Genomic DNA, 20,429 nt, shown 5'->3' with positions numbered 1-20,429 from the left:
CTCCGTCATCCGCTCGGCCGTCAGGGGGCTTTGCCCTGCCCGCAGCGCCAACTGCGCTGCGTCCGGCACGAGTTGATGACGCCTCACCACATCAGCAAGAAGGATGGACGTCATGCGTGCATTCCCCCCACGGACCTGGGCCGTCGCCGCCGCCGGAGCGCTGCTGGCCACCGGGGGCGCCTGCTCCCCGTACGCGTCGGTCGACACCGAGGGCGACGGCTCCACCGGCCGCGTCACGGTCTGGTACCACACCGGACAGGGGCCGGAGAAGAAGACCCTGGAACGCCAGATCGAGCAGTTCAACGCCGCGCACGACGAGATCGAGGTCGATCTCACGCTGCTCCCCGAGGAGGACTACAACGAGCGCGTCCGGAAGGCCGCGGCCCGCGGCGTGCTGCCCGACGTGCTCGACGTCGACGGCCCGACCCTCGGCAGCTATGTGCACCGGGGCATGCTCACGCCGCTCGACACCGGGCTGATCGGCCCGGCCGTGCAGGCGGGCCTGCTCGCCAGCATCGAGGCCCAGGGCACGTACGGTCGCCGGCTGTACTCGATCGGCACCTTCGACTCCGGACTGGGCCTCTACGGCAACCGGACCCTGCTGGAACGGGCGGGGGTCGAGCTCCCGGAACCCGGTCAACCGGCCTGGACGGACGAGGAGTTCACCGCGTCCCTGAAGAAGCTGGCCCTCCATGACGCCGACGGCCAGGTCCTCGACCTCGGTCTGGCGAACGGGGTCGGCGAGTGGTTCACCTACGCCTACAGCCCGATCGTGTGGTCGGCCGGCGGGGATCTGGTCCACCGCAGCGACAACGGGTACGCCGGCGGGGTGCTCAACACCCCCGCGGTCGCCAGGGCGCTGTCCACGGTCCGGGCCTGGAAGGCGTACGTCGACCCCGACAAGGACGGCAAGAGCCTCGCCTCTGGGGACACCGCCCTCTCCTGGAACGGTCACTGGCGCTACTCGGACTTCTCCCGCGCCCTCGGTGACGATCTGGTCGTGCTGCCCCTCCCGGACTTCGGTCGCGGCACGAAGACCGGTTCCGGGTCGTGGAGCTGGGCCGTCACCCAGCAGTCGGACAACAAGAAGGCCGCCGCCACCTTCCTGGAGTACCTCCTGGAGGACCGGCAGGTGCTCGCCATGGCCAAGGCGAACAGCGCCATTCCCGGCACCCGCACGGCTCTGGAGAAGTCGGAGCTCTACGGGCCGGGCAAGCCGCTGGAACTCTTCGCCCGGCAGTTGGAGGAGACCTGCGGCGACGGGCCGGTCAGCGAGGGCTGCGTCGCGGTCCCACGGCCGAACACCCCCGATTATCCCGTGGTCACGCGGGCGTTCCAGAAGGCGTTCCGGGCCGTCTATGACGACGGGACGGCCCCGGAGAAGGCGCTGAACCGCGCGGTACGGACCATCGACACCGAGCTCCGGGACGGCGGCTGAACGTACCGGGACGCCCCGTGACCGCCCCGGTACGCGGAAGCAAGCGCTCCTTCCGGCCCCCGCGCGAAGCGATCGCGCCGGGGGTTCCGGGCCCGGCAAGCCCAGCTCAGAGGGCAGGCTAGAGTGAGCGCAAACGCTTGTCGTACCCGTGAACGGCCGTGCCGGGGGCGCGCATTGACCGCGTCCGGCCGGGCAGGCGGGCCAGGATGGGAGGCGTGCCCCGAGTGGAGCGGAGCGATGCGGGCGGCGTCCGCGCGAGCATCGCGGACGTCGCCCGTGCGGCCGGTGTGTCGACCGCCAGTGTCTCACGGTCGCTGCGCGGCCTGGGGGGCGTCTCCGAGGGCACGCGCGCCCGGGTCGTCCAGGTGGCGCGGGAGCTGGGGTACGCGATCTCGCCCGGCGCCGCCAGTCTGCGCAGCGGGCGGACGCGCAGCATCGCGGTCGTCACGCCGTACATCGACCGGTGGTTCTTCGGCCGCGCGCTCGGCGCCTTCGAGTCCGTGCTGCAACAGGCCGACCTGCATGTCATGCTCCACAGCCTGCACGGCAGCGCGGAGGCGCGCCGCCGTCTGTTCGCCGAGCGCATCCTGCACCGCAGGGTCGACGCGGTGCTGATCATGTGCCTGAAGCTGGAGCAGCACGAGATCGACGCGCTGGAGGCCCTCGACGTACCCGTCGCACTCCTGGGATCCCGGGCGGGGGACTTCTCCAGCGTGGCGATCGACGACTTCGCCGCAGCCCATGACGCCGTCTCCCATCTGACCGGGCTCGGACACCGCCGTATCGGCCTCATCGGGGGCAGCCCGGCGGACCCGCTGCGCTTCACGGCCCCGATGGAGCGGCGGGCCGGGTACCGGGACGCGCTCAAATCCGCCGGGGTCGCCAACGACCGGGAGCTGGAAGCCGACGCGGACTACACGATCGGCGGGGGAGAGCGGGCGATGACGCGGCTGCTCGCCCTGGAGCGACGCCCCACGGCGGTGTTCGCCGAGTCGGACGAGATGGCGTTCGGAGCTCTGCGGGCGCTGCGCGAGGCCCGGGTGAAGGTGCCGGACGACCTCTCGATCATCGGCATCGATGATCACGACATGAGCCACCTCGTCGATCTCACGACCGTCGCGCAACCGGTCGCCGAGCAGGGGGCGGCCGCCGCGCACGCCCTGCTCGCGGCGCTCGAGGACCGGTCGCGGCCGCCGTCCCGCCTGACGGAACCCACGCGCCTGGTCGTCCGCGGCACCACCACGACTCCCCAGGACGCCTGAAGTCCCCCGGCGTGCAGGGGCAGGTCCGCGAGAGGTCAAATAGGACAAAGTATCGCTATTCAGGCAAATTCTGACGATACTGACTACGTGGTGCTCACTCCGCCGATCGAACCGATGCTGGCCACGGCCACGGACGCCCTGCCGGCCCCCGGCGCGCTGCCCGGCGGCCTCGCCCTGGAACCGAAGTACGACGGCTTCCGCCTGATCGTGTTCCGCTCCGGCGGAAGGACCCAGCTGCTGTCCCGCGTCGGGAAACGGCTCGACGACGCCTTCCCGGAGATCGCCGAGGCCGCGGCCGCACTCCCCGAGGACGTCGTGCTCGACGGCGAAGTCGTGATCATGGTCAACGGACGGCTGCAGTTCGGCGCGCTCCAGCAGCGCGTCAACCGCGCGGCGCACACGGCCCGCCGCCTCGCCCACGTCCAGCCCGCCCACTACGTCGCCTTCGATCTGCTGCAACGGGGCACCACGGAACTCGTCCACGAGCCGTACCGCGTCCGCCGCGCCGCCCTGGAGGATCTCTTCACCCGCCATGACCTGACGGCGCCGTGGACCCTGGCCCCGGTGACGGCGGACCGCGAGCAGGCCCAGCAGTGGCTGACGCTGTGGTCGCCGGTCGGCGTCGAGGGCGTGGTCGCCAAGGGGTGGGACCAGCCGTACCGGCCCGGCCGCCGCGGCTGGCTCAAGGTCCGCCATCGCGAGACCGGCGAGGCCATCGTCGCCGCCGTCACCGGACCCGTCGCCGCCCCGGACACCGTGCTCCTGGGCCGCTACGACGAGGGCGGGACACTGCGCCTGGCCGCGCGGTCCACCTCGCTCACCCCCGCGCTCCGTGAGGACGTCGGTCATGTGCTCACCGCCGCGGGCTCCGGGCACCCGTGGGCCGACGCCCACATCGCCGCGGCCTGGGGGCGGCGCGAGGAACTCGAGTTCACCCCGGTCGAGCCGGACCACGTCATGGAGTTCCTCGGCGATGTGGCCGTCGACGCGGGCCGCTGGCGCCACGCCGTACGAGCGCTGCGCCTGCGCGCCGACATCGAGCCGGACGACGTGCCGCGGTTCGGCGACGGTCACAGTGCGGGCGCGGGCCCGGCCCGGATGCGCCGCTGAGAGAACGTCCCACCGTCGACGTCCCCTCGCCGCGGAACGGCGCTTCTCGTCGCGGAAGACAGGAGGCCGTTCCCGGTCCGCGGGACAACTCCTCGGCGAGGGCCGGGAATCGGCCGTGCCGGCCGCCTGCGAGGACGCCGCACAGGGGTGGCCCCGGCCGCCGGGGAAGTTGAGGAGATCCCCTAGTTCGGCGGTCGAACGATTCAGCCGGCCCCCGCGACCTGTGACGATGGGTGCTCCGTCGACGGTGGCAGCACGGGCATCGGGTGAGCGGGCATCGGGCGAGAGGTTCTGGACCATGGCGGGGACGACCGACCACGAGAGCGCTCAGCCGGCCGCGGCGCTGGTCGAGCGCGAGGAGCCGTGGTCATGCCTCGAGAAGGACCTGGCCGACGCCATGACCGGGTGCGGACGCGCGGCGCTGGTGACCGGTCCGGTCGCCGTCGGAAAGACCGAACTGCTCCATGCCTTCGCCGACCACGCGGTCAACTCCGGTGCGACGTTCCTCAAGGCCGTCTGCTCCCGGTCGGAGAGCGCCCTCCCGTTCGGTGTGGTCGGCCAGCTGTTCCGCACGCTGGAACTTCCCGACGACATCGCCGATGACGTCGCCGCCCTCCTGGAGACGGGGGCCGCCGTGACCGCGGACTCCGACGCCGCCCCAGAGCCGGGCGAGTACTCCGTCGCGCGGATCCTGAACGCCCTGTGCCTGGCGATGCTCGATCTGGCGGAGGACCGGACCGTGCTGATCGGCGTGGAGGACGTACGGCATGCCGACCTCCCCTCGCTGAGCTGGCTGCTCTCCCTCATCCGCAGACTCGGCTCCGCCCGGGTGCTGCTGGTGATGACCGAGTCGGCGGGCACCGGACCGGCCCGAACGCCGCTGCACACCGAACTCCTCCGCCACCCGCACTGCCGCCGCATCACCCTGGTACCGCTGTCGGAACGTGGCGTTGCCACCGTGTTCGCCGGACCCCCGGCGTCGGGGACACCCGACCGGCCCGCCGCGAGCGCGTACCGGGTGAGCGGCGGTAACCCGCTCCTCGTCCGGGCGCTGCTGGAGGACGGGCGCGCCGCGGACATCGCGGGGGCAATCACCGTCGGTCCCAACTTCCGCCAGGCGTTCATGAGTTGTCTCGACCGCTGCGAACCGGCCGTGCTGCCGGTGGCCCGCGCGCTCGCCGTGCTGGACGGGCCGCCCGTGACCCCCGGCGGGGTGGGACGGCTGATCGGCGCCGACACCGAAACCGTGGCCGCCGCGATTGCCACCATGAACGACGCCGGACTTCTCGACCAGGGCCACTTCCGGCACGCCCAGGCCCGCTCCGCGGTGCTGGACGACATGCCCGTCCGGGAACGGAGGAGCCTCTACCTCCGCACCGCGGCACTGTTGCACGGCGACGGCGCTCCCGCCGCGGACGTGGCGCCCTACGTCGTCCTGGCCGACGCCGAGGACACCTCGATGGCACCCGTCCTCAAGGAGGCGGCCGAGCACGCCCTGCGCGACGAGCGAATCGATCTGGCCGTCCAGTACCTGGAACTCGCCCACCGGTGCTCCACCGACGCGCGGCAGCGGGCCGCCACCGGGGTCACCCTGGTCCGCGCCGAATCGCGTGCCAACCCCGCCGCCGCGGCGCGCCGGCTGCCCGCCCTCGTCGCGGCCATGCACGCCGGCCATCTCGCCGACCGGGACGTCACGGCGCTCATCGTGCCCCTGCTCTGGCACGGCCGCGACGACGACGCCGCCGAGGTACTGGAGCGCGCCCGCGGGGCGGAGCACGAACCAGCTGGGCACGCGGCTGCCGAACTCCGCTCCACCGAGCTGTGGTTGACCTGTTCCCACCCGCGGCTGGCCCGTCCCGTACAACCCCGGGCCGGGGCGGCGAAGCGGTGGAGCGGGCTCGTCGACCCGACCGTCGCCCCCCTCCTCAGGGCGTCGGCCGCCCTGGCGCGCGTCCTCACCGAGGACGCCGACGAGCGCCCTGTCACCGACGCCGAACACGTCCTCCAGGCCGCCCGGTTGAGCGACAGCACCTCGTGGGGCCTCGAACCGGCCCTGCTCGCGCTGCACACCCTCGTATACGCGGACCGGCTCGACATCGCACAGCCGTGGTGCGAACAGCTCCTCGACGAGGCCCGGGCCAAAGGGACCGCGGTGGGACACGCGAGGGTCGCCGCCGTCCGCGCGGAGATCGCCCTGCGCCGCGGCGAGTTGCCGACCGCGTACGACCAGGCCGAGACAGCCCTCACGCTCATGCACCCGACCGCGTGGGGCGTCGCTGTGGGCCAGCCGCGCGCCTGCCTCATCAGCGCCGCGACCCGGATGGGCCGGCTGGACGAAGCCGCGGCACACCTCGAACAGCCCGTTCCCCACAGCATGTTCCGGACCCGCTACGGGTTGCACTACCTGCACGCCCGCGGGCAGTACTACCTCGCCACCGGCCGTCACCACGCGGCGCTCGCCGACTTCCTCTCCTGCGGCGAGCTGATGACCGACTGGGGCATGGACACACCTGGGCTCGTACCGTGGCGCACCAGCGCCGCCGAAGCCTGGCTGCTGCACGGCGGTCACGGCGACGAGGCCGAGCGCCTGATCGACGAGCAGCTCGCACGGCTGGGGCCTGGCGGACACCGGACACGCGGTGCTGCCCTGCGGCTGCTCGCCGCCGGCCGCGCCGCCCACGACCGCCCGCATCTGCTCGATCAGGCGGTGGCCGCCCTGGAGGACTGCGGTGACCAGTTCGAACTGGCCCGGGCGCTCGGCGACCTGAGCCGTGCGCACCGGGCCATGCGCGAGCACCGCCGCGCCTGGACGGTCGCCCGCCGGGCCTGGCACGTGGCGAGCGTGTGCCACGCGGCCCCGCTGTGCGACGAACTGCTGCCCAGCCGTACCCGGCCCGACAGCGGGGGGCGCGAAGGAGGGGACGCGGATCCGATCGCGTCGCTCACGGACGCCGAACGGAGGGTGGCGGCCCTGGCCGCCGTCGGCTACACGAACCGTGAGATCGCGGGGAAGTTGTACATCACGTCGAGCACTATCGAGCAGCATCTCACCCGCGTGTACCGGAAGTTGAACGTCAAGGTCAGAAGAGACCTCCCCGCGGACCTGCACAACTACTTGCCCAGAACCGCCTGACCGGCCGATGCCCGGAACGGGCACTGGGCGATGGCGAAGGGTGAAGGCGGAACGGGCCGGACCGGCCCAAGTCCGCCCGGTCGCACCGCCGTTGAACCGGCAGTGCCCACCCGCCGACCCTGCGTCCGGTGTCCCCTCCGCCACCCGGGGTGAGGAAACGGCACCGGTTCAGGTGAGTTCACTAGTGACGTGTCGGCAACGATGAGCCTGTGGGGCTCGTGTCGCATTCCGTCTCCGACAGGCAGGAAGGAATCAGTCACATGGGTGGTCAGACGCTCGTGGTCGGCGTGATGGGCCTGGGTTCCCTGGGGGAGGGAATCGTCCGCGCGCTGCTCGGCAGCGGTCCCGACGTCCAAGTCGTCGGTGTGGACCACGACCCCGGCGTCGTCCACCGCGTACGGAACCGTCTGGAGTCGCGCGACCTGAGCCTGGGCACCGAGCTCACCGGCCTCAAGAAGGCCGATCTGGTGATCGAGTCCGTGTCGGAGGACCTGGGCGTCAAGGAGAACGTGCTGCGGCGCCTGAGATCCGCCTGCTCGCCGGGCACCGTACTGGCGACCGTGAGCGGCACGCTGCCCGTGGCGCAACTCGCGATCGCATCCGGCTGTCCGGAGCGGGTGCTGGGCATGAGGTTCTTCCTGCCACCGCCGTACGGCCGCTCCGTGGAGCTGGTGCGGACGTCGATGACGTCGCCCGACGCGGTGGGCCTGGCACAGCGGGTCGCGGACCGTGCCGGAAGCGATGTCGTGAGTGTCGGCGGCGGGCCCGGTGAGGCGGCGACCGAACTGGTCTACGGCTACCTCAACCACGCCGTCGCGATGGTGGAGCAGAACTGCGCGACCGTGGAGGACATGGACACCGCAGCACGTGTCGGCTGCGGTCTGCCCTACGGGCCCCTCGAACTCCTCGATCTCATCGGGCTCGACACCGTACGCGACACGCTGCGGACCCTGCACTGTCGTACGGGCAACAGGAGCCTCTTCCCAGCCCTCCTTCTCGACCGGATGGTCGAGAAGGGCCGCCTCGGCCGCAAGTCGGGCCGGGGCTTCCACCTCTACACCGACGACGGGAGGGTGGTTCCCGACGAGGATCCGCGGAGGGAGACCGGCCCACTCCGCGGCGTCGACCGGATCGGTGTCGTCGGGTCGGGCACGATGGCCCGCGGCATCGCCGAGGTCGTGGCCCGGGCGGGTCTGGAGGTCACCCTCGTGGCGCGCGACCGGGACAGGGCGAGCGCCGCGTTCGCCGCCGTCGACGCGTCCCTGGCCGCGGCGGAGGGGCGCGGGCGCATCAGCGAGGGGGAACGCATCGGCGTCCTCGGCCGCGTCGAGGCGACCGACGACTGCGCGGCGCTGTCCGCCTGCGACCTGGTCATCGAGGCGGTCGCCGAGGAACTCCGCGTCAAGCGCGCCGTCATGGGGCGGATCGACGGGGTGGCCAAGCCGGGCGCGACGCTCGCCACGATCACGTCCAGCCTGTCGGTGGCCGAGATCGCGAGCGCCACCAGCCGTCCCTCCCAGGTCATCGGCCTCCACTTCCTCCATCCCGTCCCGGCGACCGGACTGGTGGAAGTCGTCCGCACCGGGGCCACCTCCGACGGTGTGCGCGACACCGCGCGTGCTCTCGTACGGCGGCTGGGCAGGAGCGCGGTGGAGTGCACGGACCGGGCGGGCTTCATCGTCAATGCCCTGCTGTTCCCGTATCTCAACGACGCGATCCGGATGCTCGTGCGCACCGATGTGACCGTGGAGGAGATCGACAGGGCGGTGACAACGGCGTTCGGGCATCCGACGGGCCCGTTCGCCCTGCTCGACGCCATCGGACTCGACGTGTCGCTGGCCATCCTGCGGCGGCTGAACGAGGCCGCACCGGACGCGGGTCCGGTTCCGGCCGCGCCACTGGAACAGCTCGTCGCGGCAGGCTACTTGGGCCGCAAGACGGGCAGCGGATTCCGGATCGCCGAGAGCCGCGCCGCGGCGACCGCCTGACCCGATGCCGTACGTGAGAGGTCAGCGCACATGATCGACCAGCTTCTACCGGACACCGTGTCGGTGGCCGAGGTGTTCGGGGACCCGCCCGCTCCTGCGCTGCACCCGGCGGAGGAGGCCGTCGTCGGCCATGCGGTGGCCAAGCGGCGACGGGAGTTCGCGGTCGGCCGGAGCTGTGCCCGGCAGGCGCTCGGCGGGCTCGGCCTGCCGCCGGGACCCCTGCTGTCCGGGTCGCGCGGTGAACCGCTGTGGCCCGCCGGGGTGGTGGGCGCCATCACGCACTGCGACGGGTACTGCGCGGCCGTCGTGGCCCGGAGGGAGGACATCGCGGCGGTCGGTGTGGACGCCGAGCCCGCCAGGCCGTTGCCGGCCGGGATCCTGGACGCCGTCTCGCTCCCCGAGGAGCGGGCGCGGCTGCCGCGGTCCGAGGGCCGGGAAGGGCAGGTGCCGTGGGACCGGCTGCTGTTCAGCGCCAAGGAGTCGGTCTACAAGGTGTGGTTCCCGCTGACGGGACGGAGTCTGGAGTTCGAGGAAGCCTCCGTCACCTTCCACCCGGACAACGGAGCCCCGGAGGCCGGGGGGAGGGGCAGCGCAGGCGGAGGGGCCCGGGCCGGAGGAACCTTCTCGGTACGCATCCTGGCGCCGGCATGGCGACTCGGTGACCGGACGCTCTCCGGCCTCACGGGCCGGTTCGTGGTCGGCGACGGAACGCTGCTCACGTGCATCGCCGTGCCGGGCGCCCGCCGCGGCGTACATCGTGAGGGCGTGGTCTCCTACCAGAGCGCTCCGGTCCGTTCCCAGTCCGCACTGTGGGGGTCGTCGTAGCCGGCTCCGGAGGCGTTGTCGGGGGCGGTGCCGCCGAAGAAGGCGCGCAGTTCGCGGCGGCCGGTGACGCCGAGCTTCCGGTAGACGGACGTGAGGTGCATCTCGACCGTGCGCTGGGTGACGAACAGGGCTTCGGCGACCTCCCTGTTGGTGCCGCCCTGAGCGGCGAGCTGAGCGACCTGGCTCTCGCTCGGCGTGAGCGACTGCAGGCCCTGCGACATCACCCGGCGCGGCCGTGCACCGGTGGCGAGCAGCGCCTCGTGGGCGCGGGAGCGCAGCGGCCGGGCACCCATCGTGTGCGCCAGGTCGAGCCCGCGGTGCAGTGCTTCGCGCGCGGGGCCGATGCTGTCCCGGTCGTGCAGCGCGATGCCCAGGTCGATGAGGACACGGGCACGTTCCAGCTGGGAGGGCGACTCCTCCAGGACGGACAGGGCCTCCTCGAGGAGGGCGAGCTTGCGGGGGCCCGGCTCCTCCAGCTCCGCCAGGAGGCGCAGTCCGGCGCCGAGGGCGTCGCGCAGGCCGCCTCGCCGCGCGCGTTCCACCGCGTCGTCGGCCAGTTCACGGGCTTCGTCGAGGGATCCCCGCGCGTGGTGGGCCTGGGCAGCCCACACCCACCACGAGGAGACGGCCGGGCTGGTGCGGTTCCACTGGTGCTGGCGTGTCCTGCATTCGAGGAGGTCGGACAGGGCGCCGCGCGCGTCGCCGCGCTCCAGACGCAGCCGGCCGCGCGCGCACATGAACTCGTTCCACTGCCAGCTGTCTGCGGTCGACGGGGGGAAACCCTGTGCCGCCACGGTCTCGGCGCCCTGGAGGTCGCCGGACTCCAGCAGGGCGTGGATCTGCGTGGCCACGGGGAGGACGAGCGAGTGGCACCACTCGTCGCTGGGGGCGAGGTAGAGCGCCGTCATGGTGCCCGCGAGGGCTCCCGCGAGTGCGCCGAGGCGGTAGGCGGCCTCGGCGCGCATGCCGGTGCTGAGACTGAAGGACAGCAGGCTCTGACTCTGCCAGGCGCTGTCCAGAATGCGCTGGTATGCCGTATCCGCCTCGCCGGGGTAACCGCCGTACAGCAGCACCATCGCCGCCGTGGTCTGGAAGAGCGGCGAGTCGGTGTTGGGGACACTGCGTTCGAGCATGCGGCGGGCCGCGGAGACCGAGGCGCCCGCCAGGTCCTCGCGTACGACGCTGACCCTCGCCTGCGCGGCGAGCAGGGCGCGCTCGCCCGGCGTGTTCCCCGGGAGGCCGAGATCCAGCGGGAATTCGTCGGACGCCGCCCGCAGGGTCCGCAGATCCTCGAGGGAGGCCATCAGCCGCTGGGCCTTGAGACAGCGGGCCAGGTCGCCGGTCGGGTCCTCGATCGTCGAGGCCTGCTCGGCGAGGACCCGTACGGCCTCCTGCGGCCACTCGCTGTGCACCAGGTTGCTGGCGAGCGCGGTCACCACGCGGAAGCGCTGGACGGGGTCCTCGACATGGTCCAGCGCGAGACGCAGATGCCGGACGCTGGCGTGGACGTCCACGGCCGTTTCCGCGAAGCCGAGTTCGATGAGGACGGCGACATCGGTCGAGGACTTGATGCGCCCGCGCAGGCAGGGCCGCAGCAGGTCGACGGCGAGCCGCGGCGCGCCGCGCGACGACGCCTCCCGGGCCGCCTCCAGCAGGACGCTGACCGCCCAGTCCTCGGTGGCGGGGAGTTCGGTCATCAGCAGGTGCGCCGAGACCTGTTCGGCCGGCGCCCCGAGCGCCAGGAGGAGCCGTGCGGCACGGTGGTGGGCGTCGGCCAGCTCGTCCGGACGCATCTGGGCGAGGACGACCTCGCGTATCTGGCCGTGATTGAACGACCACGCCGTGCCGTCGTCGGAGGCCGTCAGCAGCCCGTTGGACCGCAGGCTGCGCATGGCGCCGAGGAGAGCGGACTCACTGATGCCGGCCAGCCGCGCGCACACCTCGGGGGAGGCGTTGTCGCCCATGACGGCCATCGCCTGGGCGGCGGGAACCGACTCGGGCTGCCGCCGGAGGACGCAGAGCACGGCTTCGTGGAAGAACTGGCCGCCCTGGGCCGTCGCGTACTCGAGTCCGGCGGTGGTCGGCAGGTCTCCGTGCAGCCACATCACCGTGAGCAGCGCCCGTACGAGGAGCGGGATGCCGCCCGTCGCGGCGAGGCAGGCGGCGGGGAACTCTTCGTCGGCCTGCTGGCGCAGGGTCGCCTCGACCATCCTGGCGACCCCCTCCTCCGTCAGCGGCTGGGGGCGCAGGACCTGGCACCGCGGCTGGCCGACCACCTCTTCGAACAGGGCCGGGTCGGTGCCCGGGTCGCCGGTGCGGCGGGAGAGCGCGAGGATGATCGGCAACCCCTCGATGCGCCGGGCGAGATGGGCCAGGAAGCGCAGGGACGCCACATCCGCGCTGTGCGCGTCGTCGACGACGATGACGAGGGGCGAGACCTCGGCCAGGTTGCAGGTGAACCAGTAGAGACCGTGCAGCACCGCGTGCGACACGTCCTCGGTCGTCGTCACGGCGTCACCGCTGAACACGTTCGCGCTGAGCGCCTGCATCGCGGCCTGGGCGTTGCCCGCCAGAAGGCGCTCCCGCTCCGGGGCGTGCAGTGACCTGAACAGGGGCCCGAAGAGGTGGCGTACGAGGCCGAACGGGAAGTCCCGTTCCAGCGTGTCGCAGTGGGCCTCCAGGACCCGCAGGCCGTCCTGTCCCGCTTCACACGCCAGGCGCCGCAGGAGCAGGCTCTTGCCGATGCCGACGGGCCCCTCCAGCAGAACCATGTTTCCGGTGCCCTGATGGGCATCGCGCACCAGGGCGAGGAGCGCGGACAGTTCGCGCTCGCGGTCGACGAGCGGAGTCCAGCCGTCGTTCCTTCCGGCTGTGCCATGCGGGGGGCGCGCGTTCACCTGGTCTCTCCCACTTGTGGGTGCGGCTGCGATCGGGCCGCTGGGCCCTGCCCGCCGTACCGACACCACGCGTGCGTGGCCACACGGTATACCTCGCTGAATCACGTCCGGAAGACGACTGACCAGTACGGACAAACCGGACAGCGGGGGTGTGGCACGGCCCGTGGGCGACGTGCGGCGAGCGCATCGAGCAGATAGGGCACGGCCCCGGCCGCGCCTGGTCGAGGACGCTTGGGGAGCGGTGGACGCCGTCCGTCCCGGCGAGGGACGTCCGGAGCGATCGAGGCCGGACGACTCCCGGGTGGGGAATCGACCGGAGCGGACGGAGGCGCTCGCCCCGGGGGGTGGTGGAGGGCGAGCGCCGCGGTATGGGGGCTGTGCGAGGGCCGGCGGCCCCGAAGGGCGCCCGGGGGAAGCCGGGCGGCCCTCAGGAGGAAGAAGCCAGCCGCGCCGGTCCGTCGCTGCTCGCGCGGCACCGGGGGATGAACGGATCGGATGTGGTCTTGGTGCGCGGGCCCTCGCGGTCCTCCACGTACTCCGAGAGCACACGAGGAGGCCATACGCCGACCGTCAGCATGCCCATGGAGTTCGCCCGTGCGACCAGGGCGGCGCGGTTGGGGACCCTGAACCGGCGCAGCATGAGGCCGACGTGGTACTCGATGCCCTGACGGCTCAGGTAGAGCCGCGCCGCGAGCTGGACCGTCGAGGCTCCGCTCGCCACGCCCTCCAGGATCTGGGCGTGGAGCTGGGAGAGCAGTCGCTGCGGTGCCACCGTGCTGGAGACCGAAGTCTCCTCGTCCGCACGGAATATCACGACATACGAGGGCGGGCGGCCGGTCTCGCTCCGTACGGCGATGCCGGTGAGCTCGCCGGAGAACACGCCCTCGTTGCCGCGCACCGCGACCACGCGCTCGACGAACCGGGAGCGCCGGCCCTCTGCGAGGCGGGCGAAGCGCCGGCTCAGCAGAGCAGGTGCGCTGGGGTGCAGCAGTTCATAGAGACTCCTTCCGCAGGTGTCCGCGGCTTCCCGGCCGAACTGCCGGAAGAAGTCCGCGTCCGCCGCTTGGATCCGCAGGCTGGGGTCCAGGCTCGCCATGCAGGTGACGTGCTGGCCCGCGAGTTGGCGGGCCGCCGCCGGCATGCCGTCCGGCTGGGTACCAGGCACCGAAGTGAGGGCTGGGGCCGGAAGGCTGACCGGGGCGGCGTAGTGGGGGGCAGTCATTGTGAGCCACCGCTTTCTGATACGGACAACCGGTTGGGGGAATTCGGATGTACCGAGCGGCATTTGTGAAGATGCCGCGAAACTCTGTTCGTGAGCCTAAGAACGCTTTCGGCGGTGGGTCAACGAGTATATGGGCGTAGAACCAAAACACTGTGGTGCCATGGTTCGGTGGGTACGGTCCTCGCAACTCCTGGGTGTGATGCGGTCGTTCCGCGGAGTAGCCGGCGGCTTGTCCGTGGGCCATTGAGGGCCTTGGATCCGTGTGACGGATCAACCGCGGCGAGGAAATGCAGAATCGGCCCTAAATGGACATATCGGCAAGGTGGCGAGCGGAACTCCGCCGGTGGGGTGGTAGGGTTCCGAGAGGTGATTCCGGGAGATCCGGACCCCTTCTTCCTCGTGCAACTCGAAAGACTTCGCGGGGAAACTCGAAGGCGACTTCATCCGCTTTCGTCCTGCGCCCCACCGGCGGTTGACCGCCGAGGGCGCCCGGGCTCGTACAGGTCGCCCACGCCGTTCGGCGTCGGCTCGCACCCGAGTCATTCACGTGTCATCCGACTGCTGGCACCACGTGCCACCTGCGGTCTCGGCCGTCGCGTCGACGGTGACCGGCACCCTACCGCATCGTCCGCGAAGCCAGGTCCGGTCCCTCCGACCGATGGCGACGGCTCGTCGCCCGTGTGTGTCGAACTCTTCGACGTGCGGCCAGGGAATCGCCAGGATCCGGCCCGCGTAGGGCGGGTCACCGGCGCTCCGTACGTTCACCGGAAAATCCCCGTGGCACATGCACCTGGGGCGAAGTTCTTGCGTTGGAGGCCGCCCGCGGCGAGATGACCCGAGCCGAGTGAACGCATCCGCCGAGTGGCCTGGATGCCGGAGAAGCATTCACAGCACATGCTTACTGAAGAGTAGCCAAGGATTTGACAAAGGGGGGCGGCCCGTGGTCGTACCGAGTTGTGTTCCTCACGCCGAGGAGAATTTCACCCGGATTCGCTTCCGAGGTCCTCAAGCGCGCTCGCGAGGACCGACCTGCCCGTGATGGACAATTTCCGGTAGCAGTTCGTGAGGTGTTTCTCGACGGCCCGGCAGCTGATGCCGAAATCGTCGGCGATGGCCTGGTTGCTGAGCCCGCCCGCGGCGAGCTTCGCCACCTTCAGCTCGGCGGGTGTCAGCCGGCCGCGGACCGGGACGGGGCTGTTGAGCACGGTGCTCCCGAGCCGGGACGCGGCCTGGTCGGCCACCCGTGTGGCGCCGGACGCCACCGAGAGCGTGTGCGACCTGCGGAGAGCGGCCTCGCCCTCCGGGGAGTCGACGCCGAGCCGGTCACCCAGTGCCAGCAGCGCACGGGACAACTCGAAGTGATTGGTGGCCCCTTCCAGCACGTCGACCGCGTCCCTCAGCATCGCCACTCCCGCGGGGCCGTCCGTCACACGCCCTTGTGCCGTGAGTGCCCTGCCAAGGGCGGAGGGGGCGCCCCACAGCTGGGCGAGTTCCACTTCCTGCTGGCTGAGCGCGGCGGCACGCTCGTACTCGCCCAAGTGGTAGTGCACGACGGCGGCATGAGAGGCCCACGGGAGCAGGGCGGGATTGCGCCAGCTGTACTGCTCCATGCGGTGCCCGGCGTCGTAGAAGTGGTCGAGCGCGGTCCGCGGATCGCCCTTGGTGAGCGCGAGGGTGCCGCCCAGGATGGTGAGCAGGGCCCAGAGGTAGGACTCGTTGGTGGCGCGGTAGCGGCCGCCGAGCAACTGCTGGGCGAGTCCGACGTCGCGGGACTGGATCGCGACCAGGGCGAGCGACACGGCCGCGACGACGCCGACGCCGTCGTGTTCCGTGCCGGCCTGCTCGAATGCCTCGGTCGCGAACGGTCTTGCCTCGTTGAGTCGGCCGTGGGCGAGGGCCGCGAGGGCCTGCTCGCTGCGGATGAGGGCCTGCTCGACCCGGTTCTCACCGCGGGCGGCCTCTTCCCGGGCCGACTCCAGCCAGGGGCCCAGCGCATGCGTCGAGTCGGCCGCGACCATGCTGGCGACGACCATCGGCATCGCCGTGTGCACATGCGAGGGGTAGGCCGGTTCCCGCTTCAGGATGCGCTCGCACAGCTCTCCCACCTCGGCTGCCGGAAGGGCGTTGGCGCAGGTGGCCGAGGCGAGCAGCATCGCGAGCAGTTCCCGCTCCGCGGGAGTGTCCATCGCGGGATCGGGGCCCAGCATCTTGAGCCGTACGACCGAGTCGGAGAGCTGCACAGGGTTCGAGGTGCAGGTGTGGCGGAGCCGCGCCTCCAGCCGGAGCGCGAGCTCCCGTTCGCGCCCGCGCAGTTGCCGCTCGTCGCCCAGTTCGTCGGCGACCTGCCGCAGCGAGTCGTGCACCGGCAGCAGGGACGACGCCAGCACGATCGGGGCCAGCCTGGTCATGGCGTCGGCGCGGTCGGCGGCCGAGTCCAGCAGCGGCATCGCCTGGGACATGTGGCGCACCGCGGCCAGCGGCGCGAAGCTGCGCTCCGCGGTGGCCAGGTCGACCAGCAGGCGGCCACGGTCCGAGCCGTGCGGGAAGCTGTCGAGCAGCGCGCACCGAAGGTAGCGGGCCGACGCCTCGGCCTCGCCCCTGTGCAGGGCGCTCTCCGACGCCGCGCGCAGCACCTGCCGCGCCCAGGCGTCCTGCGGCGCATTGATCGCCATCAGCTGGTCGGCCACCTGCTCGACGGGGCGTCCGACCTGGTGGAGCAGCTCGGCCGCGCGGGCGTGCGTCGCCGTACGGTCAGCGGTCGACATGCCCTCCAGGGCCGCGTCGCGTACGACCTGGTGGACGAAGCGGGCCCGCTCGTCGGACGAGACGAGACCGAGTCTGGTCAGCACCCGCAGGCTGTCGTCGCGGCCTGCCGTGTCCAGGGCGGCGAGCGAGCCCAGGAGCTCCACGTCGGTGTCGTCGCCGAGCACGGCCAGCGCGCGCGCCAGCCGCAGCACACGCGGACTCTGCGCCTCCAGGCACTGCAGCAGCCGCTGGCGCAGCGAGGTGGGCCGCAGGGCGGCCAGGGCTCCGGCGTTCTGTGCCAGAGGACTGAGCCCGCGCGCCGCGGATTCCTCGACGATCGAGGACAGGAAGGCAGGGTTGCCGCCGGCCGCCGCGTGACAGGCCGCGACGAACTCCTCGTCGGCGGGTTCAGGGATGCTCACCCGGACCATGGCGCGCGAGGCGCGGAGCTGGAACGGCTGGGGGCGGAGCGTGTGCGTCGCGCGTGTCACCAGCTCGCGTACGGGCGCACGCCCGGAGAGCAGACATCCGTCGCGGATCGTGCAGGCCAACAGGATCGGCAGGCTCTCCACCCGCATGACCAGATGCTGCAACCAGCGAAGCGTGGCCTCATCCGTCCAGTGCAGATCATCGACCAGGATCAGCAGCGGCCGGTCACGGGAGATGTTCTCGACCAGTGTGGTCAGGCGGCTGTGGAGCGTCGTCTCGCCGTCGCCGGTCGCCTGGGCGCCGTCGTCGGCCGTCTGGGCGTGGTCCGTCGCCTGGGCGCCGTCGCCGGCCGTCTGGGCGTCGTCCGCCCCGAAGGCGTCGCCGCTCAGCGCCGAGAGGGCGTCATGGGCGTCTCCCGCCGTCCAGCGCGCCACAGTGTCCTCGGGGGCGCGGCGCAGAGCGGGTTCCAGCAGCTGGCGCATGACCCCGAGAGGGAAGTCCCGCTCCATCGGAGCGGCGCCCGCCCGCAGGACCGTGGCATCCAGCCCGGCGCCGCGCTCGCCGATCTCGTCGAGCAGCGCCGACTTGCCGATCCCCAGCGGACCGCTGACCAGAACGAAGGCCCCGCGGCCGGCCTGCGCGCGGCGAAGCGCCGCCGCGAACCGGCTCAGTTCGGCATCTCGGTCTATCAGCACGAGATCCCTCCCCACGAGATCGTTCCGGACAGGTGTCGACTCCTCAGGACGGGTCATGTCCAACGACTGTTCTCCTTGCCGCATACCGCTCGGCGTAACAGGGGTAAGAGGGGTCCGGCGCTGTCTCCGAGCTCCTGAGGAGATGCCGTGAAGACGGCGTGGAGGCGCCATTGTGGCTGCTCAGGGCCTTCTGCAGGAAGTGCGGCGAAGATTTTCGCGCCAGGCGGAGTGACGCACGCCACATCGGCCGGGCCGGTGGGCGGTCGGCCGAAGGGTCTCAACCGGGTGGGCTCCGTGAGCCGGGTGAGCCTCATCTGTGCACTCCCCTCCCCGAAGAGCGGGGGATCCAGCACCCCGGGGTCCGACAGCTGCCCACTTCGGACGGAGGCATGTGCACCTCGGTCAGCGGGCGTATGAGCACCATCTGCCCAGCCTGCGTGGAGCGACGCATACAAGTCCGGACTGCCCTGCTCGGTCGCGGTCGCGGTCGCGCTCCGGTCCGCGCCGTCCGGCGCGCACCGTGAACGTGCTTCGCGCGAATACCTTCCGGACCGCCGTGATCCTCCGAACTCGGCCCGGCCGTGCGGCTGGACCCGTCGGCTGGATCGCCGTCGCTGTGCGTCAACTCCTTGCTCCTGTGTCGAACTCGGGTGTTTCCCGTCCATTTCCGGACTTGGCCGATGCTTTCGCCCGGCCGTGGCGGAGTCGGGGTGCGCACATCCGGAAGAGGTGGGTCGTGCCGCTTCCGGGCATGCCGGAACACGACGCTGCGATCGTGCGCTCGGCGCAGTCACGGGGCAACGCACTTGAGGAAGTTCAGAGGTTCGGACTTGTGCGTACGCGGCGCGGAGGGCCGGTTCGGGCGTTCGGAGCGCCGTGAACTCCCCCCACTCGGGGGGTCTCTCGCCGTCCCGCCCGCGGCATTCCGGGCGCGCCATCGGCCCGTGTGGCCGCGAGGTCTAGGGAGTTCATCGAGTCGGCGCTGCTTTCATGGGGCAGGGTCACGGAGGGTCGGCGCGTTGGGGGCACCGACCGTCACGGGCTCTCGGCCGCGGCCGAGAGCGGTGCGGGCGCAGGGCGCGAGAGGATGGTGACGTCGACGGCCTTCCGGTTCAGGTGGAGCTGACGGGGAGTCGGCCGGTCGGCAGCCGTCGACCCCGATGGTGCGGGGCGGTGTTCATCGACCGCTCTCCACCGTCGTGAACCGTCGCGGGCCGTGAGCGATCCGGACTGTGCCCGGTGGTGCGCCGCGGACCGTGCGGCGGGGGCCCCGCGCGTGTGGTCCGGTGGGTCTCCAGGCCGCTTTCGCCGCGCATGCCGGCCTGCTTTCGCCGCGTACGTAAGGCTGGAGAATTCTGCCCGGTGAGTGGTACGAAGGCTCCTCCGGCAATCCGGCCGGTTCTCCTGCGGGGCTTTCCGGCGCGTGTGCGTGGTGCGGGTCCGCGGTGGGTCCTTCCTCATTCCCGGGGTTCCGGGGCAGGGCTCGGGCCATCCGGTCCCCTTCGACGCGGAACAGGGCTTCTCGATGAGGTCCGTGTTCTCCGCCGGCTTCGCGGCAACGGCTTTCGAAATTCCATGGCTTCGGTCCACTCCAGGCGTCGTTCCGTAGGACGGCTGTGTGCCGGAGCGGGGCGGCCGGAGGAATGGTGGATTACCCGGGGCGAGCGGTTGTTGACCCGCTGTACGGAAGAGTTCCCTGGTGGAGGGCTTGCCCGTACCGAACCGCACCGAACCAAGAGGGTGCAGGGGACCGAAGTGTTTCGGCTCGGGAACCACAGGGTTAAGCGATTGCGCTCGTACTCGATTGACCCTGTCCGACGCCGCTGCCTAGGGTCGATTTCGCGGAATCAGGGACGATCGGGCCCCCGCGGCGATCGTCACCCCCCACATTCAGTACCGACCGAGTTCAGTGATTCCCCGGGGATTTCCCCGCGACTCCCGCACAGTTCCCCCCGCGCGTATCACGTACTTCGAAGGGAACGAGTCAGTGTCTACTTCCGTAGAAGTTCTGGTGGATTCAGCGGCGCACGCATCGCACGGCTCCGAGGCCCCGCTCCCCGAGTCGGGGGTGGAGGAGCTGTCGTTCGACAAGTCCGGTGTGCACATGGTGACTCTCGACCGAAGGCTGACCATCCGGCAGGCCAACCAGGAGTTCTTCCGGCAGTTCGGAGGCTCGTCGGACGAGATCTGTGGCCGCAGCTTCTGCGACCTGGTGCACCCCAGCGGCCGGCAGCCGCTGATGCATCAGTTCGCCCGGCTCCTCGAGGGCCGGCGTCACCGGTTCGCCGCCGAAGTCATCGCCGTGGGGCCCGACTCCGCCTTCAGTGCGCCGCTGGTGGCAGTCGCCGTACGCGGCCGCCACGTTCCCGAACTCGCCTCGATCCTGGTGCTGATGCGGGCGACGCAGGACTCCGAGAGCGTGGGCGTCGTCACCGACCGCAAGAAGATGCTGAGCGAGATCGACGCCAGGATCCTCGAGGGGATCGCGGCCGGAGTCCCCACCATCCCGCTCGCCAGGCGGCTCTACCTGAGCCGGCAGGGCGTCGAGTACCACGTGACGCGGCTGCTCCGCAGCCTGAGCGTGCCCAACCGATCCGCGCTGGTCTCCCGCGCCTACTCGATGGGCGTGCTCAAGTTCGGCACGTGGCCGCCCAAGGTGGTGGAGGAGTACGTGAAGTGAGTCCC

Annotated in this window: 10 protein-coding genes; 7 read left to right on the top strand and 3 right to left on the bottom strand. The window is 71.5% G+C overall.

Annotation, left to right across the window (positions count from 1 at the left end; all coding sequences use genetic code 11):
* Positions 1-112 precede the first annotated feature (112 nt).
* From ABZ822_RS24550 to ABZ822_RS24525, 6 genes are all read left to right on the top strand, one after another.
* Positions 113-1,438 (top strand): sugar ABC transporter substrate-binding protein, encoded by a 1,326-nt coding sequence (locus ABZ822_RS24550; RefSeq protein WP_360858131.1) that lies wholly within the window; start codon positions 113-115, stop codon positions 1,436-1,438.
* A gap of 215 nt (positions 1,439-1,653) precedes the next feature.
* Positions 1,654-2,700 carry a LacI family DNA-binding transcriptional regulator gene (locus ABZ822_RS24545; protein ID WP_360858128.1) on the top strand — a complete coding sequence of 349 codons (1,047 nt, stop codon included), beginning with the start codon at positions 1,654-1,656 and terminating at the stop codon, positions 2,698-2,700.
* An 87-nt stretch (positions 2,701-2,787) separates the two neighbouring features.
* On the top strand, positions 2,788-3,810 hold the full coding sequence (locus ABZ822_RS24540) for an ATP-dependent DNA ligase (RefSeq protein WP_360858125.1): 1,023 nt from the start codon (positions 2,788-2,790) through the stop codon (positions 3,808-3,810).
* Positions 3,811-4,108: 298 nt separating this feature from the next.
* Positions 4,109-6,943: an AAA family ATPase gene (locus tag ABZ822_RS24535; protein WP_360858122.1), complete on the top strand. Its 2,835-nt coding sequence runs from the start codon at positions 4,109-4,111 to the stop codon at positions 6,941-6,943.
* Between the two features lie 260 nt (positions 6,944-7,203).
* Positions 7,204-8,931: a 3-hydroxyacyl-CoA dehydrogenase family protein gene (locus ABZ822_RS24530; RefSeq protein WP_360858119.1), complete on the top strand. Its 1,728-nt coding sequence runs from the start codon at positions 7,204-7,206 to the stop codon at positions 8,929-8,931.
* 30 nt (positions 8,932-8,961) lie between these two features.
* On the top strand, positions 8,962-9,756 hold the full coding sequence (locus ABZ822_RS24525; protein WP_360858116.1) for a 4'-phosphopantetheinyl transferase superfamily protein: 795 nt from the start codon (positions 8,962-8,964) through the stop codon (positions 9,754-9,756).
* Here the strand turns inward: ABZ822_RS24525 and ABZ822_RS24520 are convergent.
* From ABZ822_RS24520 to ABZ822_RS24510, 3 genes are all read right to left on the bottom strand, one after another.
* Positions 9,705-12,653, bottom strand: coding sequence for an AAA family ATPase (locus ABZ822_RS24520; protein ID WP_360858113.1), 2,949 nt, complete (start codon positions 12,651-12,653; stop codon positions 9,705-9,707). The two genes, ABZ822_RS24525 and ABZ822_RS24520, sit on opposite strands and share 52 nt — an antisense overlap.
* Positions 12,654-13,080: 427 nt before the next feature.
* A complete protein-coding gene (locus ABZ822_RS24515) occupies positions 13,081-13,818 on the bottom strand; it encodes a PAS domain-containing protein (RefSeq protein ID WP_360858109.1) in 738 nt (245 codons plus the stop codon).
* A gap of 1,037 nt (positions 13,819-14,855) precedes the next feature.
* Positions 14,856-17,744: an AAA family ATPase gene (locus ABZ822_RS24510; RefSeq protein WP_360858106.1), complete on the bottom strand. Its 2,889-nt coding sequence runs from the start codon at positions 17,742-17,744 to the stop codon at positions 14,856-14,858.
* A gap of 2,068 nt (positions 17,745-19,812) precedes the next feature.
* Here ABZ822_RS24510 and ABZ822_RS24505 point away from each other — a divergent pair.
* A complete protein-coding gene (locus ABZ822_RS24505; RefSeq protein WP_360858425.1) occupies positions 19,813-20,424 on the top strand; it encodes a PAS domain-containing protein in 612 nt (203 codons plus the stop codon).
* Positions 20,425-20,429 lie beyond the last annotated feature (5 nt).

This window comes from Streptomyces sp. NPDC047108 (genome assembly GCF_040643575.1).
GTDB lineage: Bacteria > Actinomycetota > Actinomycetes > Streptomycetales > Streptomycetaceae > Streptomyces.
This window is presented reverse-complemented; position numbering and strand designations above follow the sequence as displayed.

Coding starts and splice junctions, on each gene's coding strand:
- ABZ822_RS24525 (WP_360858116.1), top strand. CDS start 8,962: ATGATCGACCAGCTTCTACCGGACACCGTGTCGGTGGCCGAGGTGTTC.
- ABZ822_RS24550 (WP_360858131.1), top strand. CDS start 113: ATGCGTGCATTCCCCCCACGGACCTGGGCCGTCGCCGCCGCCGGAGCG.
- ABZ822_RS24530 (WP_360858119.1), top strand. CDS start 7,204: ATGGGTGGTCAGACGCTCGTGGTCGGCGTGATGGGCCTGGGTTCCCTG.
- ABZ822_RS24535 (WP_360858122.1), top strand. CDS start 4,109: ATGGCGGGGACGACCGACCACGAGAGCGCTCAGCCGGCCGCGGCGCTG.